The following is an 18772-nucleotide window of genomic DNA, read 5'->3' as shown; positions in this document are numbered from 1 at the left end:
TTACCTGATTAGGTGTTGTGTCTATATTTGATTTTCAAACCACCGAAAGATGGTTTATTTGCTATGCCCTTTATTTCTTAGTTGTCTTCTACTTATTTGTTTCAAACTTGTCTCCTAACATTTGATAAGTTTATAGTGCCTACATATTACTTATATCACTTTTCTTATAAAAAGGTCAACCAATTCTGAAGAAATGTGTTATAATGAGCGATAGCTAAATTGATTTAGAGGAGGAAGTTATGGGAAAACCAGTAGTAGCCATCGTTGGAAGACCGAATGTAGGTAAGTCTACATTGTTCAATGTACTGGCAGGAGAGATGATTTCAATCGTGAAAGATACTCCGGGTGTTACAAGAGACCGCATCTATGCGGACGTGAACTGGCTGGACCGGGATTTTACACTGATAGATACCGGCGGTATTGAACCGGAGAGTAAAGATATTATTATTTCGCAGATGAGGGAGCAGGCACAGATTGCCATTGACACAGCAGATGTGATCGTTTTTATCACAGATGTGCGTCAGGGTCTGATCGATGCGGATTTTAAGGTAGCAGATCTTCTGCGCCGTTCCGGTAAGCCGGTCGTGCTGACGGTTAATAAAGTAGATAACTTTGACAAGTTCATGCCGGATGTATACGAGTTCTATAATCTGGGTATCGGGGATCCGGTGCCGATTTCTGCATCTTCAAGACTGGGTCTGGGAGATTTTCTGGATGAAGTGGTTGCACATTTTCCAGAGCATACAGGTGAGGAAGAAGAGGATGAGCGCCCACGTGTAGCTATCGTAGGTAAGCCTAACGTAGGCAAGTCTTCGATCGTGAACCGTCTGGTCGGCAAGCAGCGTGTGATCGTGTCCAATGTGGCAGGAACCACTCGTGATGCCATTGACACTGAGATTGTGCATAATGGCAAGGAATATGTGTTCATTGATACCGCAGGACTTCGCAGAAAAAATAAGATCAAAGAAGAACTGGAGCGGTACAGTATCATCCGTACCGTAACAGCGGTAGAGCGTGCCGATGTGGTGCTGGTAGTGATTGACGCTACAGAGGGTGTAACAGAACAGGATGCCAAGATTGCAGGTATTGCACATGAGCGTGGAAAGGGTATTATTATTGTGGTTAACAAGTGGGATGCCATTGAGAAAAATGACAAGACCATGCGTGAATATGAGAGTAAGATCCGTCAGGTGCTGTCATTTATTCCTTATGCAGAGATTATGTATGTATCTGCTGAGACCGGACAGCGGTTGCCGAAGATGTTCGATGTAATCGATATGGTAATAGAGAATCAGACACTTCGCATCGCAACAGGTGTGTTGAATGAGATCATGACAGAAGCGGTAGCGATGCAGCAGCCGCCGTCAGATAAGGGTAAGAGATTGAAGCTCTACTATATTACACAGGTAGCGATCAAGCCGCCGACATTTGTAATATTTGTGAACGACAAAGAACTGATGCATTTCTCCTATACCAGATATCTGGAGAACCGGATCAGAGAAGCATTTGGTTTCCGTGGAACTGCACTGAAATTCTTTATCCGCGAGAGAAAGGAGAAAGATCAGTAACTATGGAACGATTGATATGTTTGGTGATCGGATATGTGTTTGGTCTGATCCAGACCGGATATCTCTATGGCAAAAGCCAGCATCTGGATATCCGCAAATATGGAAGCGGTAATGCAGGAACGACGAATGTTCTGAGGACACTTGGCTGGAAAGCCGGAGTGATTACATTCTTGGGAGACTCGTTCAAATGTATCATTGCAGTAGTGTTAGTTCACTTGATTTTTGGAAAGACACATGCAGATATCATACAGGTACTTGCTATGTATACCGGTATGGGAGTCGTACTGGGTCACAATTATCCATTTTATATGAATTTTAGAGGAGGAAAAGGGATTGCAGTTACAGCAGGGCTGATTGCCAGTACGACCAATTGGTGGATCACACTGATCTGTGTAGCAGCTTTCCTAGGAGTAACAATATGCACAAAATATGTGTCTGCCGGATCACTTACACTTGTTGTGACCTACATGATCTGTGTAATCGTGTATGGACAGATGGGTGGATATCATGTGACTGGCGGACATCTCTATGAGATCTATGGGATTGCCGTATTGTTAGTGATTTCTGCATTCTATAAGCATAAGGCGAATATTGTCCGTCTGATGAATGGTACGGAGAATAAATTATCAGTAGGTAAGAAATCATAATCGGGAGTATGATCTGATAAGGAGGTATAAGATGGCAAATATCGGAGTAATCGGAGCAGGAAGTTGGGGAACTGCACTGGCATTGCTTCTGGATAAGAATGGGCATGCAGTGACAGAATGGTCGCACAGACCGGAGGAAGCGGAAGAGCTAAGCAGAACCAGAGAACATAAGTCAAAGCTTCCGGGAGTGAAGCTGCCGGAGACGATGAGATTTACCGGAGATTTGGAAGAGGCAGTTACAGGTAAAGAGGTGTTGATCATGGCGGTGCCGTCTACAGCGGTACGAAGCACAGCTGCTAAGATCAGACCGTACCTTACCAAAGGACAGATTGTTGTAGATGTGGCGAAAGGTATTGAAGAGAATACACTGATGACTTTGAGCCAGCAGATTGAAGAGGAATTACCGGATGCGGATGTGGCAGTTCTTTCAGGACCAAGCCATGCAGAAGAAGTAGGAAGAGGACTTCCGACCAGCGTGGTAGTGGGTGCGAAGACACGTGAGACTGCGGAATATCTGCAGGGATTATTTATGAATGAAGTCTTTCGTGTGTATACAAGCCCGGATATGCTTGGCATGGAACTCGGTGGATCACTGAAGAATGTGATTGCATTGGCTGCAGGTATTGCGGATGGACTTGGATACGGAGATAATGCAAAAGCAGCATTGATTACCAGGGGTATTCATGAAATCTCAAGACTGGGTGTTGAGATGGGTGGAGCTATTGAAAGCTTTACCGGTCTTACCGGAGTTGGCGATCTGATCGTAACCTGTGCCAGCGTGCACAGCCGTAACCGTAAAGCCGGATACCTGATCGGACAGGGCAGAACCATGCAGGAAGCTATGGACGAAGTCAAGATGGTGGTGGAAGGTGTTTTTTCTACCAAGGCAGCAGTTAAGCTTGGTAAGAAATATGGCGTGGATATGCCGATTGTAGAACAGGTCAATGCAGTTCTTTTTGAAGGAAAAGATGCAGCAGAGGCTGTGAATGATCTGATGATGCGTAGTGGTAAACCGGAGCATACAGCGAAGCCGTGGAGCTAACGGACTGGCTATAGTATAAAATAAGAATAATTTAGGAAAGCGTCGGGATGTGATATGTACCCTCCTTACTGGTTGTCCAGTAAAGAGGGTACATATCAATGATCCTGGCGCTTTTTCTATGCATATTTTCCAGTGTGTCCCAATATAATGGGGTAAAGAGGTGGACAAAGGTGAATAACAAGACAAATAATCTGGAAAGTATCTGGAAAATCTTGCCGCTGCGGATCAGAGATCCGTTATCTGCACAGATATCGGATAAGGATGTTTTGCAGGAGATCAGGCTTCGGGCAGGTCAGAAAGTATTATTTTATTGTGACGGACAGGAGCATACGCTTAAAACGAAGGAGAACTGTATGATAACGCCGGAGGAGGTACAGGAGACGATTCAGTATGCGACAGGCTATTCTCTGTATGCGTATGAACAGGAACTGAAGCAGGGATATATTACCATTGAAGGGGGTCATCGGATCGGGATTGCCGGACAGGTCATAATGGAACAGAATGGCGTACGTAATTTCCGATATATTTCATCGGTGAATATCCGTGTTGCACACCAGGTCAGAGGCTGTGCGGATGCTGTGATGCCATATTTGACGAGTCAGGGCAATGTATACAGCACACTGATCATTGCACCGCCCGGATGTGGCAAGACGACCCTTCTCAGAGACATGATCCGACAGATTGCGAATGGATGTGACCATTTAAAAGGAAAGACAGTTGGGGTGGTGGATGAACGGTCAGAGCTTGGAGGGTGTTATCTTGGAATCAGACAGAATGATCTTGGAGTCCGAACAGATCTTCTGGATGCATGCCCGAAAGCAGATGGTATGCTGATGCTGATCCGGAGTATGGGACCAGAGGTGATCGCGGTGGATGAGATTGGAAGCGCAGAAGAAGTTGGGATTCTTCGCTATGCCATGCACTGTGGCTGCAGAACGCTTGCAACGGTACATGGAGAGAGTTATCAGGAGATTCGAGATAAACCATTATTTGAAGATTTCTTTCGGATGCAGTTATTTGAACGATATGTTGTGCTTTGCCGTGGAGAACGGATCGGACAGCTGGAGGGAGTCTACGATCATCAGGGAACAAAAATATGTTGAAGTCTGTAGAAAGAGTGATGCTATGCTGAAGCTTACGGGAGGATTTCTCATTATTTTGGCAGGAAGCCTGCTTGGAGGCTGCCTTGCCTGGGAGCAGGACAGGATCTGTCAGGAAATGAGATATCTGCAGGGACTGATGCTACGGCTTCGGGGAGAATTGTGGTATTCGAGAACGATGCTTCCTGACATTTTCAGAAGGCTTGCGAGAGAAATGAAAGAGCCCTATGACAGATGGCTTTCCGAAATGGCAGATCGGATGTGCAGAAAAGATGGAGGGAATCTGGTGGAAATATGGAGTCAGGGAGTGGAAATTCATCTGACAGAAAATATGATCCCGGAAAAGGAGAGACAGCGGCTTATGGAACTTGGCAGTTTTCTTGGACATGCGGATATAGAAATGCAGATTCGTTATCTGGATCGTTATCTGGAAGAATTTGCAGATGCCATAAAGGAAAGACAGTCGATGCTTGGTGAAAAGAAAAAGCTGTATCGTAGTCTGGGAGTGATCGGCGGTATTCTGATTGCGGTGATGCTGATATAAGAGGAGGATACATGGGGGTAAATCTGATATTTAAGATAGCGGCGGTGGGTATTCTGGTGTCAGTACTGGGACAGGTGTTGAAGCATAGTGGAAGAGAAGAACAGGCATTTCTGACGAGTCTTGCAGGACTGATTCTGGTATTATTCTGGATCGTGCCATATATTTATGATCTGTTTGAATCCATACGGGATCTGTTTTCCCTCTGAGCAGTGTTAGACTACTACGGGAGATATGTCGATTCGAAATTTTATCTGTAATAGATGTGGAAATGGGGGATGTATATGAATATGCTGCAGGTTGCAGTACTGGGAGTGGCGGGTGTACTTCTGGCGGTGCAGTTTAAGGGTGGAAAAACAGAATACAGTACATATATTGCGCTGGGAGTGAGTGTGCTGATTTTCACAGCAGTACTTGGACAGTTGGAAGTATTGGTGGATACTGTGCGTGAGATTGGAGATACCATAGGATTAGATGGAGTTTATATTCGCACAATGTTGAAAATGATCGGAATCACATATGCAGCAGAGCTTGCTTCGAGTATATGTAAGGATGCTGGATATCAGACGGTTGCAGTACAGATTGAAATGTTCGGAAAACTGTTAATTATGGTATTAAGCGTTCCGATACTGTTGATGGTACTACAGGCAATCGGAGAATTCCTGACATGAAAAAACAGAGCTCATACGGGAGAATTCTTCTGGTAAGAATAAGTATGTTGGCGATGACGGTGATAGCAGCCTTGTGGTGGCAGGAAAAAGCGGAGAGTATGGGTATAGTATATGCCAGTGAGACTGAAGACGTGCAGATATCAGACAAGACGCAGAATATGGAACTGTTGGAATCAATGGATTTTACAGATATTGATCGGATGATGGAAGACCTTTTTCCACAGGAAAGGATGGAATTTGCGGATGCGGTCAGACAGATTATGATGGGAAATACGGATGTTGGACGAGATGCTATAAAAGAAATGCTACGGGAGAGGATATTCGGAGCTTGGGAGGTGAACAGAAAAAGCATTTTATATCTGATTCTTTTGGCGATTGCATCAGCAGTATTCATCGGTTTTTCTGATATATTTCAGACCAGGCAGGTGTCACAGATTAGCTTTTATATGATCTATCTTCTTGTGATGGGAATCTGTCTGGCATCATTTCAGGCAGCATCGGAATGGATGGCAAATGGAGTGCATACGTTGACAGGTTTTATGAAGGTGTTGTATCCGGTGTACTTTGCAACAGTTACAGTCGCGAAGGGAAGCATCAGTTCCCTTGCATTTTATCATCTTGCGATTATTCTTATTGTAGTAATTGAAGAGCTGCTGCTTCATCTGATCGTGCCGGGAATTCATATGTATGTGATAATAAGGGTGATGAACAGCTTGCAGTCAGAAGATTATCTGTCTAAATTTGCAGAGCTTCTGGAGACGGCAATCGGCTGGGGACTTAAGACTCTGATGGGTGGCATGATCGGGTTAAATGTGATACAGGGGATGCTTGGACCGGCAATTGATACTGTGAAACGAAGTGCAGTGACAAGAGGAATGGAGATGGTTCCGGGGGTAGGAGATCTGCTTGGCGGTACGGCAGAGGTTGCCCTTGGCACCGCTGTGCTGATAAAAAACAGTATCGGTATCGTTGGAATGTTCCTGTGTCTTGTACTCTGTTTTGCACCATTATTGCAGCTTGCGGTGATCACACTTGGGTACAAGCTTGCAGCAGCACTGGTCCAGCCTGTATCGGATAAAAGAATCATAGAATGCATCAGTGGTGTAGGCGAAGGCTGCAAGATGCTTATGAATTGTATCTTTGTTACCGGGATTTTATTTCTGGTGACGGTTGCTATTGTGAGCTATACAACAGGAATGTGATGAGGGATTAAATGGAAAAATTATATGAGTGGGTTCGCCAGATTGCATATGTGATGGTACTGATTTCGGTGATTATGCAGCTTGCGGCTGGAAAACAGTACCAGAAGTATATCAGGCTGTACACGGGAATCGTTCTGATTCTTTTTATGCTTGTTCCGGTGTTTCGGATATTTGGAACAGATACGACAGGATTCATGACTGAAGCTGAAAAAAAGTATACAGAGATGGTGGAGCAGATTGAGACAAAGTCAGCAGAACTTGAGGAGGAAGATGTGGAGAAAAGTCTGGAAGAATCAGAAGAGGAGCAAACAGAAGCAGGGCGGATAGAAGTGGGGGAGATTCGGATTGGAAGATAAGAAGCAGATACCGAAGATAGACTGGAAAAAGCTTGTCGGGAAATGTAAGGATCTGTGTCATAGAAAAGACCGTCTACTGATTATACTGCTTACAGGCATTCTTTTGTTGGTAATTGCAGTGCCGTTCTCTGGGGAGGGTGATGCGGAAACGGGATTAATGCATTCCGGTAAAACGAAAGATCCATCGGATAATACTTCAAATGAAATGGCCGGAAATGGTAACGCGGAAACATATGCAGATTATTTGGAACAGAAACTGGCAAAGGTTCTGTCGGAAGTACATGGGGTAGGACAGACAGAGGTTATGATCACCATGGCATCTTCTTCAGAAAAGATTCTTGGCGCAGACAGTGAGTCGGAGAGTGAGTCAGTGAAGGAGTCAGACAGTCAGGGTGGCAGCAGAAGTACGATTCAGAGTCGGAGTTCCCAGACAGCAATCTATGATGGTGGTGAAAGCAGCCAGGGAGCGCCTTATGTGACAAAAGAACTGACACCGGAGGTGGCCGGAGTCATCGTAATAGCAGAAGGTGGTGATGATCCGGTGGCAGTAGAGAATATTATAGAAGCCGTTCAGGCATTATTCGAGATAGACACGCATAAAATAAAGGTAATGAAACGTAATTAAATTCATCGCAAGGAGGAAAGTAGTGTGAAGCATAGGGTGCGGAGAAATCAACTGGTGATCGCGGGACTTGCAATTATGATCGCAGCAGCAGGATATCTGAATTATTCCGGCAAATTGCTGGGAGGGAAGAATCAGTCTAAGGAGACCAGCAGTGACCTTGCTAATATGGAGCTTCTGGATATTTCGGAGGAAGATCTGTCGGCAGCAAATGGAGATATTAAGAGCAATGATAATGAGGAAGATGGTACCGTGGATGGAACGCCGGGTGAAGCAGTTCTGACCAGTGGCGATGCCAGCGCAGTGGTGGCAGAAGCAAAGGTAACCCGAGAACAGGTGCGGGCAAAGAACAAAGAATCCCTGATGGAAATCATTGATAATAAGAATCTCAGTGATGCGCAGAAGCAGGAGGCAGTGGATCAGCTCCTTTTGATGACAGATCTGGCGGAAAAAGAAGCGGCAGCAGAGACAATGCTGGCGTCGAAAGGGTTCAAAGAAGCAGTGGTAAGTCTTACTTCTGATGGGGCAGACGTGGTAGTCAGTGCGGCAGAACTGTCTGAGGCGAACCGGGCGCAGATTGAGGATATTGTTACCAGAAAGACGGGAGTAGCAGCAGAAAATATTGTAATTAATCCGGTTGCAGCAACAGAAAATTAAATTAAAAAACGAGTTGGAAAAGCAATGAGAAAGACCAGAAAGTCTCTGAAGATCAGAAGAGTGATGTTCAGGGACTTTTTAACGTATTTTTAACAAGAATTATGATGGAAATAATTGACAAAAAGTTTATTAGTAGTATAATCAGAATCGTGTGAAAGTTTAGTGAAAACATATTTTGGGTTTAGAAATATTGTGATTCAAAATAAAAGTTACAAAAGGAAAGAAGGAACGGTATGGAACTGGAATACGTGAATGAACATATCGGGAGAAAGATTAAAGATCTGCGCAATCAGAACGGACTGACACAGCAGGAATTGGCAGACAGAACAGAGCTTACCAAGGGATTCATTTCCCAGCTTGAACGGGGACAGGTATCACCGTCAGTAGGAACGCTGCTGGATCTGATTGAATGTCTGGGAACAACGGCATCAGATTTCTTTAAAGAGACAGAAGAAGAACAGATCGTTTTTTCTGAAAATGGATTTTTTGAAAAGGTTGATGATGTCGGTAATCAGATACAATGGATCGTGCCGACAGCACAGAAGTATCAGATGGAGCCGCTTCTTGTGACGATTGCGCCGCATCAGCGACTGGATGAAGATAAACCGCACAGCGGTGAGGAATTCGGGTATCTTATTTCGGGAAGAGTGAAGCTGCATCTGGGAGAGAAGGTCTATCAGGTAAAAGCGGGAAACAGTTTTTATTATCCTGCAAAGGAGAAACACTGGATCGAGAACCCGGGCAGCAGGCCGGCAAAATTCATATGGGTTAGTACACCACCTAATTTTTAGAGAAAGCAGAATGGGGGATAAAGATGGAGAACACAAAGAATATCATTGAATTAAAACATATTACCAAAACATATGAGGATGGATTTACTGCAGTTTCCGACTTTAATCTGGAGGTAAAACAGGGTGAGTTCATTACATTTCTTGGGCCATCAGGATGCGGCAAGACAACGACGCTCCGCATGATCGCAGGATTTGATATTCCATCAGGAGGCGAGATTCTGTTAAATGGAAAGTCGATCACAGAATTGCCGCCGAATAAGCGGCCGATCAATACGGTTTTTCAGCGTTATGCATTATTTCCGCATATGAATATTTTTGACAATATCGCATTTGGATTGAAGCAGAAAAACACACCAAAGAGTAAAATTGTAAAAAAGGTTAAGAAAGCATTGGAACTTGTGGATCTGGAAGGATTTGAGAACCGGAGCGTGAGTACACTGTCCGGAGGTCAGCAGCAGCGTGTGGCAATTGCAAGAGCGGTTGTCAATGAACCGCAGATTCTGCTTCTGGATGAGCCTCTTGGCGCACTGGATCTGAAGATGCGTAAGGAGATGCAGTTAGAACTGAAAGCCATGCACAGAGAGCTTGGTATTACGTTTATCTACGTAACCCATGACCAGGAAGAGGCACTTACCATGTCAGATAAGATTGTGGTTATGTCGGAAGGTAAGATGCAACAGATCGGCACACCGGAAGACATTTATAATGAGCCGATCAATGCATTCGTAGCAGATTTTATCGGAGAGAGTAATATCTTTAACGGAATTGTAACAGGAAAGTTGAAAGCTCGTTTCTGCGGTGGCGAATTTGTCTGTGTGGATGATATGAAGGAAGGTACACACATTACAGCAGTCGTGAGACCGGAGGATGTGCAGATCGTTGCTCCTGAAAATGGAACGATCCGTGGTACGGTGACATCTGTGATCTTTAAGGGAATGCATTATGAGATTACGATCGAGTCCGGTAAAAATGAGATCGTAGCTCAGTCAGTCAATGTGGCGAAGGTAGGTCAGCGCGTGGGCATTACAGTGGAGCCTGACAATATCCATCTGATGATAACAGAAGATCACACCAACTTCTTTAAGGTTGAGATTAATAAGAATAAAGAACTGGAATACAATGATAATGTTCTGGATGTGAGTCTGACTGATATTATTAAGGGCAGTTATTTTGATGAAGATGGTGATCTGGTAGATTCTAATGGCATAGAGATTGACACCAGAAAGATCCGTGTGACAGCAGCAATCCAGCCGAGGGATATCCGTATGACAGATGAGCAGGAGGAAGGACTGGTACAGGGATATATCAGTAATCTGATCTACGAGGGAGATCACTATAGCTATGTCATTCATACGGATCTGGAGCATGATTTTGTTGTGGATGATGAATACCTGTGGAATATGGATGACCAGGTGGGGCTGATCATGCCGGTTGACAAAATGAAATTTACAGTAAAAAGGTAGGAGGAACGCAAAATGCACAGAAGAACATTTTCCAGAAAAACACTGGGAATACCGTATGCTATATTCTTGCTGCTGTTTGTAGCAATGCCGCTGCTGGTACTTGTGTATTATGCATTTACCAATGGACAGGGCGAGTTTACGGTTATGAATCTGGTGGGATTTTTTACCAATCCTAATACACTTGGCACGTTGTTTTACAGCTTTGGCGTGGCAATCGTGACGACAGTAGTCTGTCTGCTTTTGGCTTATCCAACAGCATATATTCTGGCAATCAGCAAATGGAAGTCTAAGACGGTGATTCTGCTTTTATTTGTGATGCGATGTGGATCAATTTCTCCCTGCGTATTACCGCGTTGAAAGAGATTCTGACATTTATCGAAGGAAATCTTGCATATCACCCATTTCTGAATACGGTTATTGGTATGACTTATGATTTTCTTCCGTTTATGATATTACCGATCTATACGACCATATCCCGTCTGGATGGCTCGCTGCTGGAAGCAGCAAGGGACCTGGGGGCGGGAGAGATGCAGGCATTCTTAAGAGTGACATTGCCATTATCCGTTCCGGGAATCATCAGCGGCGTATCAATGGTGTTTCTCCCGGCAATGACCAACTATGTAGTACTGGATATGCTGTATAACAGCACTTATATTATGGGCAGCCTGATAGGAAGTTATTTCTCTGCATACAACTGGCATGGCGGATCGATGATCGCACTGGTACTTCTGGCAATTATCTGTCTGTTTACACTGCTTGGCGGAGGGCAGGAAGATGAAAATGCGAGAGGAGGTTCCTTGCTGTAATGAAAAAGACTGGAAAAATGATATTTATAGGACTTGTGCTCGCATTTCTGTATCTGCCGATTCTTGTGCTGGCAGTCTACAGTTTTACGAAATCAACGAATATTGGGGCAATCCGTGGATTCTCCATGCATAACTATGTGACGTTATTTTCAACACCGGAGCTGGTGAATATGATCACAGGAACCATTGCACTGGCACTGGGAGCATCGGCACTGGCAACGATACTTGGAACAGTAGGGGCCATCGGTTCTTTCTATTCTAAGAAGAGAACCGCAGCTATGTTAAATACATTGAATCAGATTCCGGTAGTGAATGCGGATGTAGTGACCGGATTTTCTATCTGTATCTTACTGGTAGTGGTACTTGGAATCAGCAAGGACACATTTATTCCGCTGGTAGCAGGACATGTGACACTTTGTGCGCCGTTTGTATTCTTGTCGGTGATTCCGAAGCTAAAACAGATGGATTCCAGTATCTATGAGGCGGCGTTGGATCTTGGGGCAACACCGTTTACGGCACTTACCAGGGTTGTGATTCCACAGATCATGCCAGGTATCGTATCCGGATTTGCGTTGTCTGTAACGCTGTCGCTGGATGATTATTTTGTGGCAACTTACACGAAGCCGGCAACCTTTGATACGATCAGTACCTATGTGGTAAATGCAACCAAGGGTGCGCAGACCAATATCAAGACAGCACTATGGGCACTTTCTACAGTAATATTTGTGTGTGTTGTGCTACTGGTATTGATTATGAATATACGGTCTCACAGGGCAGAAAGGAGAGGATCATGATGGCAGGAATGAAATCAGGAATAAAGAGCAGCATTATCTTTGGATTAATTCTGAGCCTTGGTCTTACTTTGTCTGGTGGTATGCAGGTAAAGGCTGCAGATGATAAAAAAGCAGATAAAAAAGCAACAAATGAAAAGACAGTGACACTTAGAATCAGTAACTGGGAAGAGTATCTGGATGAGGGTGACTGGGACGAAGAGGATACCATTGATCTGGAGAGTGGAGACATCATCGGTGAGAATTCTATGGTGGAGGATTTTGAGGACTGGTATTACGAGACTTATGGTATTCACGTAAAGGTGGAGTATTCGACCTATGGAACCAATGAGGATCTGTATAATATGCTGACACTGGGAGATACTTATGATCTGATATGTCCTTCCGAATATATGATCATGAAGCTGATGAAAGAGGGAAGACTGGAACCTCTGTCAGATCATTTTTTCGATACTTCCGATCCGGAGAACTACTATATTAATGGAGTATCCCCATATATTAAATCGGTATATGATAACAGCAAAGTAGATGGAGAATCCTGGAGTAAATACGCTGCAGGTTATATGTGGGGACTGACCGGTATTGTATATAATCCGGAAGAGGTGACCAGAGAAGAGGCTTCCAGCTGGAAGATTCTGGATGATCCAAAGTATAAAAGTCAGATTACGATCAAGGACAATGTGAGGGATTCTTATTTTGCGGCACTGGGAGCTTTAAAATCAGATCTTTTAACATCAGATGCATTTAAGAATGACCCGAATTACCATGATAATCTGGAAAAAGAAATGAATGATGCGTCACCGGAGACCATTGCAGAAGTGCAGGAATATCTTCAGGATGTGAAGAAGAATGCATTCTCCTTTGAGTCAGATTCTGGTAAGGCAGATATGATCACCGGAAAGGTAGTGGCTAATCTTCAGTGGTCAGGCGATGGGGTGTATACACTGGATCAGGCAGACGAGGATGATTTTCCACTGGAATTTGCGGTACCGGAAGAGGCAACGAATATTTATTTTGACGGCTGGGTGATGTTAAAGAGTGGAGTTCATGGCGACGCTGCAAAGCGGCAGGCAGCAGAAGCATTTATTAATTTTACATCCAGACCGGACAATGTGATCCGTAATATGAATTATGTAGGATATACATCGGTGATTGCCGGCGGTAATGACCCACGGATTTTTGAATATGCAGACTGGTGTTACGGCGCTGAGGATGATGAGACGGATGTGACACCGTATGACCTGAGTTATTTCTTCTCAGGAGAAGGGACAGAAGGAGAATATGTGATCCATGCACCGACTGATCAGGTGGACCGACAGTTGTTTGCACAGTATCCGGATCAGGACGCTATTTCCAGATCATCGATCATGCTGAATTTTGATGATACACAGAATCAGGAAATCAACCAAATGTGGATCAGCGTCCGATGCTATGATGTGAGGGATATACCAATCTGGGTATGGGTGCTTGCAGGAACAGGAGTTCTGTTGCTGGCAGGTCTTATGATTCGTAAGAAAGTTCGCCAGAGGGTAAACCTGTGATTGTAGATTTTTGAATCTTATGATATACTAAAAAACAGCGTAAAATTACGAGACGGATTTTAAGGCTGAAACTAGGATTAAACTAAGATTGAAAATAAGGAAATGCAGGAGTGTTGCAGTTATGGCAGAACTTACAAATGAGATAAAAGAACAGATAAAAAAGAGAAGGACGTTTGCGATCATATCCCATCCGGATGCCGGTAAGACGACTCTGACAGAGAAGTTTCTTCTCTACGGAGGAGCAATCAATCAGGCAGGAAGTGTTAAGGGTAAAGCGACCGCGAAGCATGCAGTATCTGACTGGATGGAGATCGAGAAGGAACGTGGTATTTCCGTAACGTCTTCCGTACTTCAGTTTAACTATGACGGATATTGCATCAATATTCTGGATACACCGGGACATCAGGACTTCTCAGAAGATACCTATCGTACATTGATGGCTGCGGATTCAGCAGTGATGGTTATCGATGCATCCAAGGGTGTTGAGGCACAGACACGTAAGCTGTTTAAGGTATGTACCATGCGCCATATTCCGATCTTTACATTTATCAATAAGATGGATCGAGAGGCAATGGATACCTTTGAACTGTTAGATGATATTGAAAATGAGCTTGGTATTGCTACATGTCCGGTGAACTGGCCGATTGGTTCCGGTAAGAGATTCAAGGGTGTGTATGACCGTAATGAGAAAGAGATCGAGTTGTTCTCCGACACCAGAAAGGGTACAACACAGGGAACCGTGCGCAAGATCAGCCTGGACGATCCGGAAGTGGAGACATTACTGGAAGATGGGCAGATGGAACAGTTATTGGAAGAGATTGAGCTACAGGACGGAGCAGGAGCGGAATTTGATATGGAGCTGGTAAGCAAGGGAGAACTGTCGCCGGTATTTTTCGGATCCGCACTGACCAACTTTGGTGTGGAGACATTTCTTCAGCATTTCCTGGACATGACTACATCACCGCTTCCGAGAAAATCTGATCAGGGCATTATCGATCCAATGGAGGAGCCGGACTTTTCTGCATTTGTATTTAAGATTCAGGCTAATATGAATAAAGCACACAGAGACCGTATCGCATTTATGCGTATCTGTTCCGGTGCATTTGAAGCCGGAATGGAAGTGTGGCATATCCAGGGGGGGAAGAAAGTACGTCTGTCACAGCCACAGCAGCTGATGGCGAGTGAGCGTAAGATCATCGAGAATGCATACGGAGGAGATATTATCGGTGTCTTTGACCCTGGTATTTTCTCGATTGGAGATACACTGACAGCATCCTCTAAGAAATTTGCGTACGAAGGCATTCCGACATTTGCACCGGAGCATTTTGCAAGAGTGCGTCAGGTTGATACTATGAAGAGAAAGCAGTTTATTAAGGGAATCAACCAGATCGCACAGGAAGGTGCGATCCAGATCTTCCAGGAATACAATACCGGTATGGAAGAGATTATCGTCGGAGTAGTCGGCGTACTGCAGTTTGATGTATTGAAGTATCGTCTGGAAAATGAATATAATGTAGAAATTCGTCTGGATACACTTCCTTACGAGCATATCCGTTGGATTGAGAATGAGGATATCGATTTGGATAAGATTAAGGGAACTTCTGATATGAAGAAGATCAAAGACCTGAAAGACAGACCGCTGTTACTTTTTGTTAATGACTGGAGCATCCGCATGGTGCTGGATCGTAACGAGGGGCTGGAGCTGTCTGAGTTCGGACGTTCTTAATCTTGCTGTAATCTGCATCGTATCTGTGAACTTATCGTTTGCATTTATGAATAAATTTGTTATAATCTTAGTGTGACATATGACATACATCCAACAGGAGGTTTATTGATATGGGAAAAGAAGAAAGAAATATATATACAATTCAGAAAGATGAGAGCATCGGTGAAGTAAAGATTGCGGATGAAGTTGTAGCTTCTATTGCAGCATTCGCAGCTATGGAGGTAGAAGGCGTAGCTTCTCTTGGCGGCATGACAAAGGAGATTATGGGCAAGCTTGGTATGAAGTCTCCTGCAAGAGGCGTAAAAGTAGAAGTGCTGGAAGGAATCGTAACAGTGACACTCACGATGAACGTGCTGTACGGATACGGTCTGGTAGAGATATGCGGTAAAGTACAGGAAAAAGTGAAGTCAGCGATTGAGAATATGACAGGACTTACAGTTGCTGATGTAAATATCCGCATTGCCGGAGTGGATGTACCGGAGGAAGTATAAGTGAGAAGAACAGAACAGAGAGAACATATATTGAGAGTGATTTTCGGCACAGAGTTCTATCCGCCGGAAGAATTAGATGAACAGATCGATCTGTACTTTGAGCAGACAGGGATCGATGATGAGAAAGACAGAGCATACATTGGTGAGAAGGCGAAGAAGATTGCGGCGAAAGTGCCGGAGCTTGATAAATTGATCAATGAGCATACGACAGGATGGAAAACGGTCCGCATGAATAAGGCGGATCTGTCAATTCTGCGTCTTGCTGTGTATGAGATGAAGATGGATGAAGATGTGCCGGTATCTGTAGCGATCAATGAAGCAGTGGAACTGGCTAAGAGATATGGCGGTGAAGACAGTCCGTCATTTGTGAATGGTGTTCTTGCCAGAATCATAAAATGATGGGAGTATGAGCATGACGAATGTGTATACAGTCAGACAGGTAAATGCATACATCAGAAATATGTTTACCCAGGATTTCATGCTGAACCGTATCTATGTAAAAGGCGAAGTCTCGAACTGTAAGTATCACACATCGGGACATATATATTTTTCCTTGAAGGATGAGTCTGGAACGATTGCCTGCGTGATGTTTGCGGGGCAGCGCGGCGGGCTCTCTTTTCATATGCGGGATGGACAGCAGGTGGTCGTCTTTGGTGCAGTCAGCATCTATGAGCGTGCAGGAGCATATCAGCTCTATGCAAAGGAGATCCGATTGGATGGAGAAGGCGTATTGTATGAGAAATTCCAGATGTTAAAGAAAGAGCTGGAAGAGATGGGGATGTTTGCCCCGGAGTATAAGCAGGAGATTCCGGCATATGCGAAGACAATCGGCGTGGTAACGGCATCGACCGGTGCAGCAATCCGGGATATTATGAATATTACAGCCAGAAGGAATCCCTATGTGCAATTGATTCTGTACCCTGCGCAGGTGCAGGGAGAGGGCGCAAAGGAGAGTGTTGTCCGTGGAATCCATGCGCTGGAGCATTACGGTGTAGATCTGATGATCGTGGGACGCGGAGGCGGATCTATCGAGGATCTGTGGGCGTTTAACGAAGAAGAAGTGGCGAGGGCTGTGTTTGAATGCAGTGTTCCCGTGATCTCAGCGGTGGGACATGAGACGGATACGACGATCATTGATTATGTGGCTGATCTTCGTGCACCGACACCATCTGCTGCTGCGGAACTTGCAGTATGGGACTATTATCAGTTTCAGGAAAGCTTGAGGAGCTGCAGGCAGAAGATGAACCGGATTATGTATCAGCGCCTGGAGTTGTATCATATGAAAGTAGAAAAGCTTCGCACGAGATTGAATTATCTGCATCCGGAGACGATGCTGCGAGAACGGAGACAGCATATTGCAGATGTATCTGACAGAATCAAAGCCTTGATGGATCAGAAGCTTAAGATGAGCAGACATCAGCTGGAACTTCGGAAAGAACGTCTGAAAGGTCTGTCACCGTTAGATAAGCTTAATCAGGGTTATGCATTTGCAGAGCAGGAGACAGATGGCAGAAAAGGATCGATTCGGAGCATTGGGCAGGTACAGACAGGCGATGCCATAACGATTTATGTTGCAGATGGAAGAATTGAGGCAGAAGTGACAGGAGTCCAGGAGGAACGTTATGAATAGGGAACAAGATAATCAGAATGAACAGGAGTGCACGCTTGATGAGGTGCTTATGGAACTGGATCAGATTCTGAATGATATGGAGGAAGAGAATTCTCTGGAGGAGACATTTAAGAAGTATCATAAAGGAATTGATCTGTTAAAAACCTGTAATGATAAGATAGAGAGAATAGAAAAACAGATTCAGATACTGGATGAGGAGGGGAATATACATGAGTTCTAATTACGCAGAGTTACGTGATGAAAAGGTCAAAGAGATTGAGGAGATATTAAAGTCTTATCTTCCGGAGCAGAACGGTTATCAGAGGATTATCATGGATGCTATGGAATACAGTCTGATGGCGGGAGGCAAGCGTCTGCGTCCGATGCTGATGCAGGAGACTTACCGATTGTTTGGTGGAACAGAAAAGGTAATAGAGCCGTTTATGGCAGCGCAGGAGATGATACATACTTATTCACTGGTACACGATGATCTGCCGGCCATGGATGATGATGAACTGCGCCGTGGAAGAAAGACAACCCACGTGGTCTATGGTGAGGATATGGGAATCCTTGCGGGAGATGCATTGCTCAACTATGCGTTTGAGACAGCTGCAGCAGCATTTGATGAATATCCGGAAAAGGCATTACAGATTGGTAAAGCTATGAAGATTCTTGGTAATAAAGCGGGAATCTATGGAATGCTTGGCGGTCAGGTAGTGGATGTAAAAGAGACCGGGCATGCGGTGGATAAGGATGTGCTTGATTTTATTTATGCACTGAAGACAGGTGCTTTGCTGGAAAGTTCTATGATGATCGGCGCAACACTTGCAGGTGCGGATGATGAAAGTATTGCATTGATTGAAAAGGTGGCATCTAAGGTTGGACTTGCCTTTCAGGTTCAGGATGATATACTGGATGTTACAAGTACAGCAGAAGTGCTGGGCAAACCAATCCACAGTGATGAGAAGAACGAGAAGACCACGTATGTGACACTTCTCGGCATTGATAAGGCAGAAAAAATCGTAGAGAAGGAATCTGTAGAGGCAATTGAGCTCTTAAAGAGTCTGCCTGTAAGAAATGATTATTTGGAATGGCTGCTTACTCAGCTGATCCACAGAAAAAAATAAATGATCTGAGTACAGATCAGA

23 protein-coding genes are annotated in these 18772 nt (G+C 44.4%); all 23 read left to right on the top strand.

What is annotated here, in order from left to right:
* Window positions 1-239: 239 nt before the first annotated feature.
* The 23 genes from der (at window position 240) to DXA18_RS13285 (ending at window position 18751) form a co-directional block, all read left to right on the top strand.
* The gene (gene der / locus DXA18_RS13390; protein WP_118384312.1) at window positions 240-1568 is read left to right on the top strand and encodes a ribosome biogenesis GTPase Der; all 1329 of its coding nucleotides are present in this window, start codon (window positions 240-242) and stop codon (window positions 1566-1568) included.
* 2 nt (window positions 1569-1570) lie between these two features.
* Window positions 1571-2215 carry a glycerol-3-phosphate 1-O-acyltransferase PlsY gene (plsY, locus tag DXA18_RS13385; RefSeq protein ID WP_118384311.1) on the top strand — a complete coding sequence of 215 codons (645 nt, stop codon included), beginning with the start codon at window positions 1571-1573 and terminating at the stop codon, window positions 2213-2215.
* A gap of 31 nt (window positions 2216-2246) precedes the next feature.
* Window positions 2247-3257, top strand: a complete 1011-nt coding sequence (locus DXA18_RS13380; RefSeq protein ID WP_118384310.1) for an NAD(P)H-dependent glycerol-3-phosphate dehydrogenase — start codon at window positions 2247-2249, stop codon at window positions 3255-3257.
* Window positions 3258-3427: 170 nt separating this feature from the next.
* The gene (gene spoIIIAA, locus DXA18_RS13375) at window positions 3428-4360 is read left to right on the top strand and encodes a stage III sporulation protein AA (protein WP_243007135.1); all 933 of its coding nucleotides are present in this window, start codon (window positions 3428-3430) and stop codon (window positions 4358-4360) included.
* 22 nt (window positions 4361-4382) lie between these two features.
* Window positions 4383-4901, top strand: coding sequence for a stage III sporulation protein AB (locus DXA18_RS13370; protein ID WP_158567143.1), 519 nt, complete (start codon window positions 4383-4385; stop codon window positions 4899-4901).
* A gap of 11 nt (window positions 4902-4912) precedes the next feature.
* Entirely contained in the window at window positions 4913-5107 is a 195-nt protein-coding gene (spoIIIAC, locus tag DXA18_RS13365; RefSeq protein WP_118384307.1) for a stage III sporulation protein AC, read from the top strand.
* 75 nt (window positions 5108-5182) lie between these two features.
* The gene (spoIIIAD, locus tag DXA18_RS13360; protein WP_118384315.1) at window positions 5183-5569 is read left to right on the top strand and encodes a stage III sporulation protein AD; all 387 of its coding nucleotides are present in this window, start codon (window positions 5183-5185) and stop codon (window positions 5567-5569) included.
* The gene (locus DXA18_RS13355) at window positions 5566-6771 is read left to right on the top strand and encodes a stage III sporulation protein AE (protein WP_118384306.1); all 1206 of its coding nucleotides are present in this window, start codon (window positions 5566-5568) and stop codon (window positions 6769-6771) included. Before spoIIIAD ends, DXA18_RS13355 begins: the two co-directional genes overlap by 4 nt.
* A gap of 11 nt (window positions 6772-6782) precedes the next feature.
* Entirely contained in the window at window positions 6783-7127 is a 345-nt protein-coding gene (locus DXA18_RS13350; RefSeq protein WP_118384305.1) for a stage III sporulation protein AF, read from the top strand.
* On the top strand, window positions 7117-7752 hold the full coding sequence (locus DXA18_RS13345; RefSeq protein ID WP_243007134.1) for a stage III sporulation protein AG: 636 nt from the start codon (window positions 7117-7119) through the stop codon (window positions 7750-7752). Before DXA18_RS13350 ends, DXA18_RS13345 begins: the two co-directional genes overlap by 11 nt.
* Before the next feature lie 24 nt (window positions 7753-7776).
* The gene (locus DXA18_RS13340; RefSeq protein WP_118384304.1) at window positions 7777-8406 is read left to right on the top strand and encodes a SpoIIIAH-like family protein; all 630 of its coding nucleotides are present in this window, start codon (window positions 7777-7779) and stop codon (window positions 8404-8406) included.
* 233 nt (window positions 8407-8639) lie between these two features.
* Window positions 8640-9197: a cupin domain-containing protein gene (locus DXA18_RS13335; RefSeq protein WP_118384303.1), complete on the top strand. Its 558-nt coding sequence runs from the start codon at window positions 8640-8642 to the stop codon at window positions 9195-9197.
* 23 nt (window positions 9198-9220) lie between these two features.
* The gene (locus DXA18_RS13330) at window positions 9221-10660 is read left to right on the top strand and encodes an ABC transporter ATP-binding protein (protein ID WP_118384302.1); all 1440 of its coding nucleotides are present in this window, start codon (window positions 9221-9223) and stop codon (window positions 10658-10660) included.
* A gap of 12 nt (window positions 10661-10672) precedes the next feature.
* Window positions 10673-11017 (top strand): hypothetical protein, encoded by a 345-nt coding sequence (locus DXA18_RS17670; RefSeq protein WP_330424598.1) that lies wholly within the window; start codon window positions 10673-10675, stop codon window positions 11015-11017.
* Window positions 10981-11466 carry an ABC transporter permease subunit gene (locus DXA18_RS17665; protein WP_330424597.1) on the top strand — a complete coding sequence of 162 codons (486 nt, stop codon included), beginning with the start codon at window positions 10981-10983 and terminating at the stop codon, window positions 11464-11466. Before DXA18_RS17670 ends, DXA18_RS17665 begins: the two co-directional genes overlap by 37 nt.
* On the top strand, window positions 11466-12260 hold the full coding sequence (locus tag DXA18_RS13320) for an ABC transporter permease (RefSeq protein WP_118384301.1): 795 nt from the start codon (window positions 11466-11468) through the stop codon (window positions 12258-12260). Before DXA18_RS17665 ends, DXA18_RS13320 begins: the two co-directional genes overlap by 1 nt.
* Window positions 12257-13798, top strand: a complete 1542-nt coding sequence (locus DXA18_RS13315) for an extracellular solute-binding protein (protein WP_243007133.1) — start codon at window positions 12257-12259, stop codon at window positions 13796-13798. The genes DXA18_RS13320 and DXA18_RS13315 overlap by 4 nt, the downstream gene beginning before the upstream one ends.
* 121 nt (window positions 13799-13919) lie before the next feature.
* A complete protein-coding gene (locus DXA18_RS13310; RefSeq protein ID WP_118384300.1) occupies window positions 13920-15524 on the top strand; it encodes a peptide chain release factor 3 in 1605 nt (534 codons plus the stop codon).
* A gap of 110 nt (window positions 15525-15634) precedes the next feature.
* Complete coding sequence (locus DXA18_RS13305; RefSeq protein WP_118384299.1) at window positions 15635-16015, top strand: Asp23/Gls24 family envelope stress response protein; 381 nt, start codon at window positions 15635-15637, stop codon at window positions 16013-16015.
* Window positions 16016-16414 carry a transcription antitermination factor NusB gene (gene nusB, locus DXA18_RS13300; RefSeq protein ID WP_118384298.1) on the top strand — a complete coding sequence of 133 codons (399 nt, stop codon included), beginning with the start codon at window positions 16016-16018 and terminating at the stop codon, window positions 16412-16414.
* Window positions 16415-16427: 13 nt separating this feature from the next.
* A complete protein-coding gene (xseA, locus tag DXA18_RS13295) occupies window positions 16428-17645 on the top strand; it encodes an exodeoxyribonuclease VII large subunit (protein ID WP_118384297.1) in 1218 nt (405 codons plus the stop codon).
* A complete protein-coding gene (gene xseB / locus DXA18_RS13290; RefSeq protein WP_118384296.1) occupies window positions 17638-17865 on the top strand; it encodes an exodeoxyribonuclease VII small subunit in 228 nt (75 codons plus the stop codon). The genes xseA and xseB overlap by 8 nt, the downstream gene beginning before the upstream one ends.
* A complete protein-coding gene (locus DXA18_RS13285) occupies window positions 17855-18751 on the top strand; it encodes a polyprenyl synthetase family protein (RefSeq protein ID WP_243007132.1) in 897 nt (298 codons plus the stop codon). The genes xseB and DXA18_RS13285 overlap by 11 nt, the downstream gene beginning before the upstream one ends.
* Window positions 18752-18772 lie beyond the last annotated feature (21 nt).

The organism is Dorea sp. AM58-8 (assembly GCF_003464045.1).
Classification (GTDB): domain Bacteria; phylum Bacillota; class Clostridia; order Lachnospirales; family Lachnospiraceae; genus Claveliimonas; species Claveliimonas ammoniilytica.
Note: the sequence above shows the minus strand (reverse complement) of the source record. Positions and strands in the feature narration are given on the sequence as shown.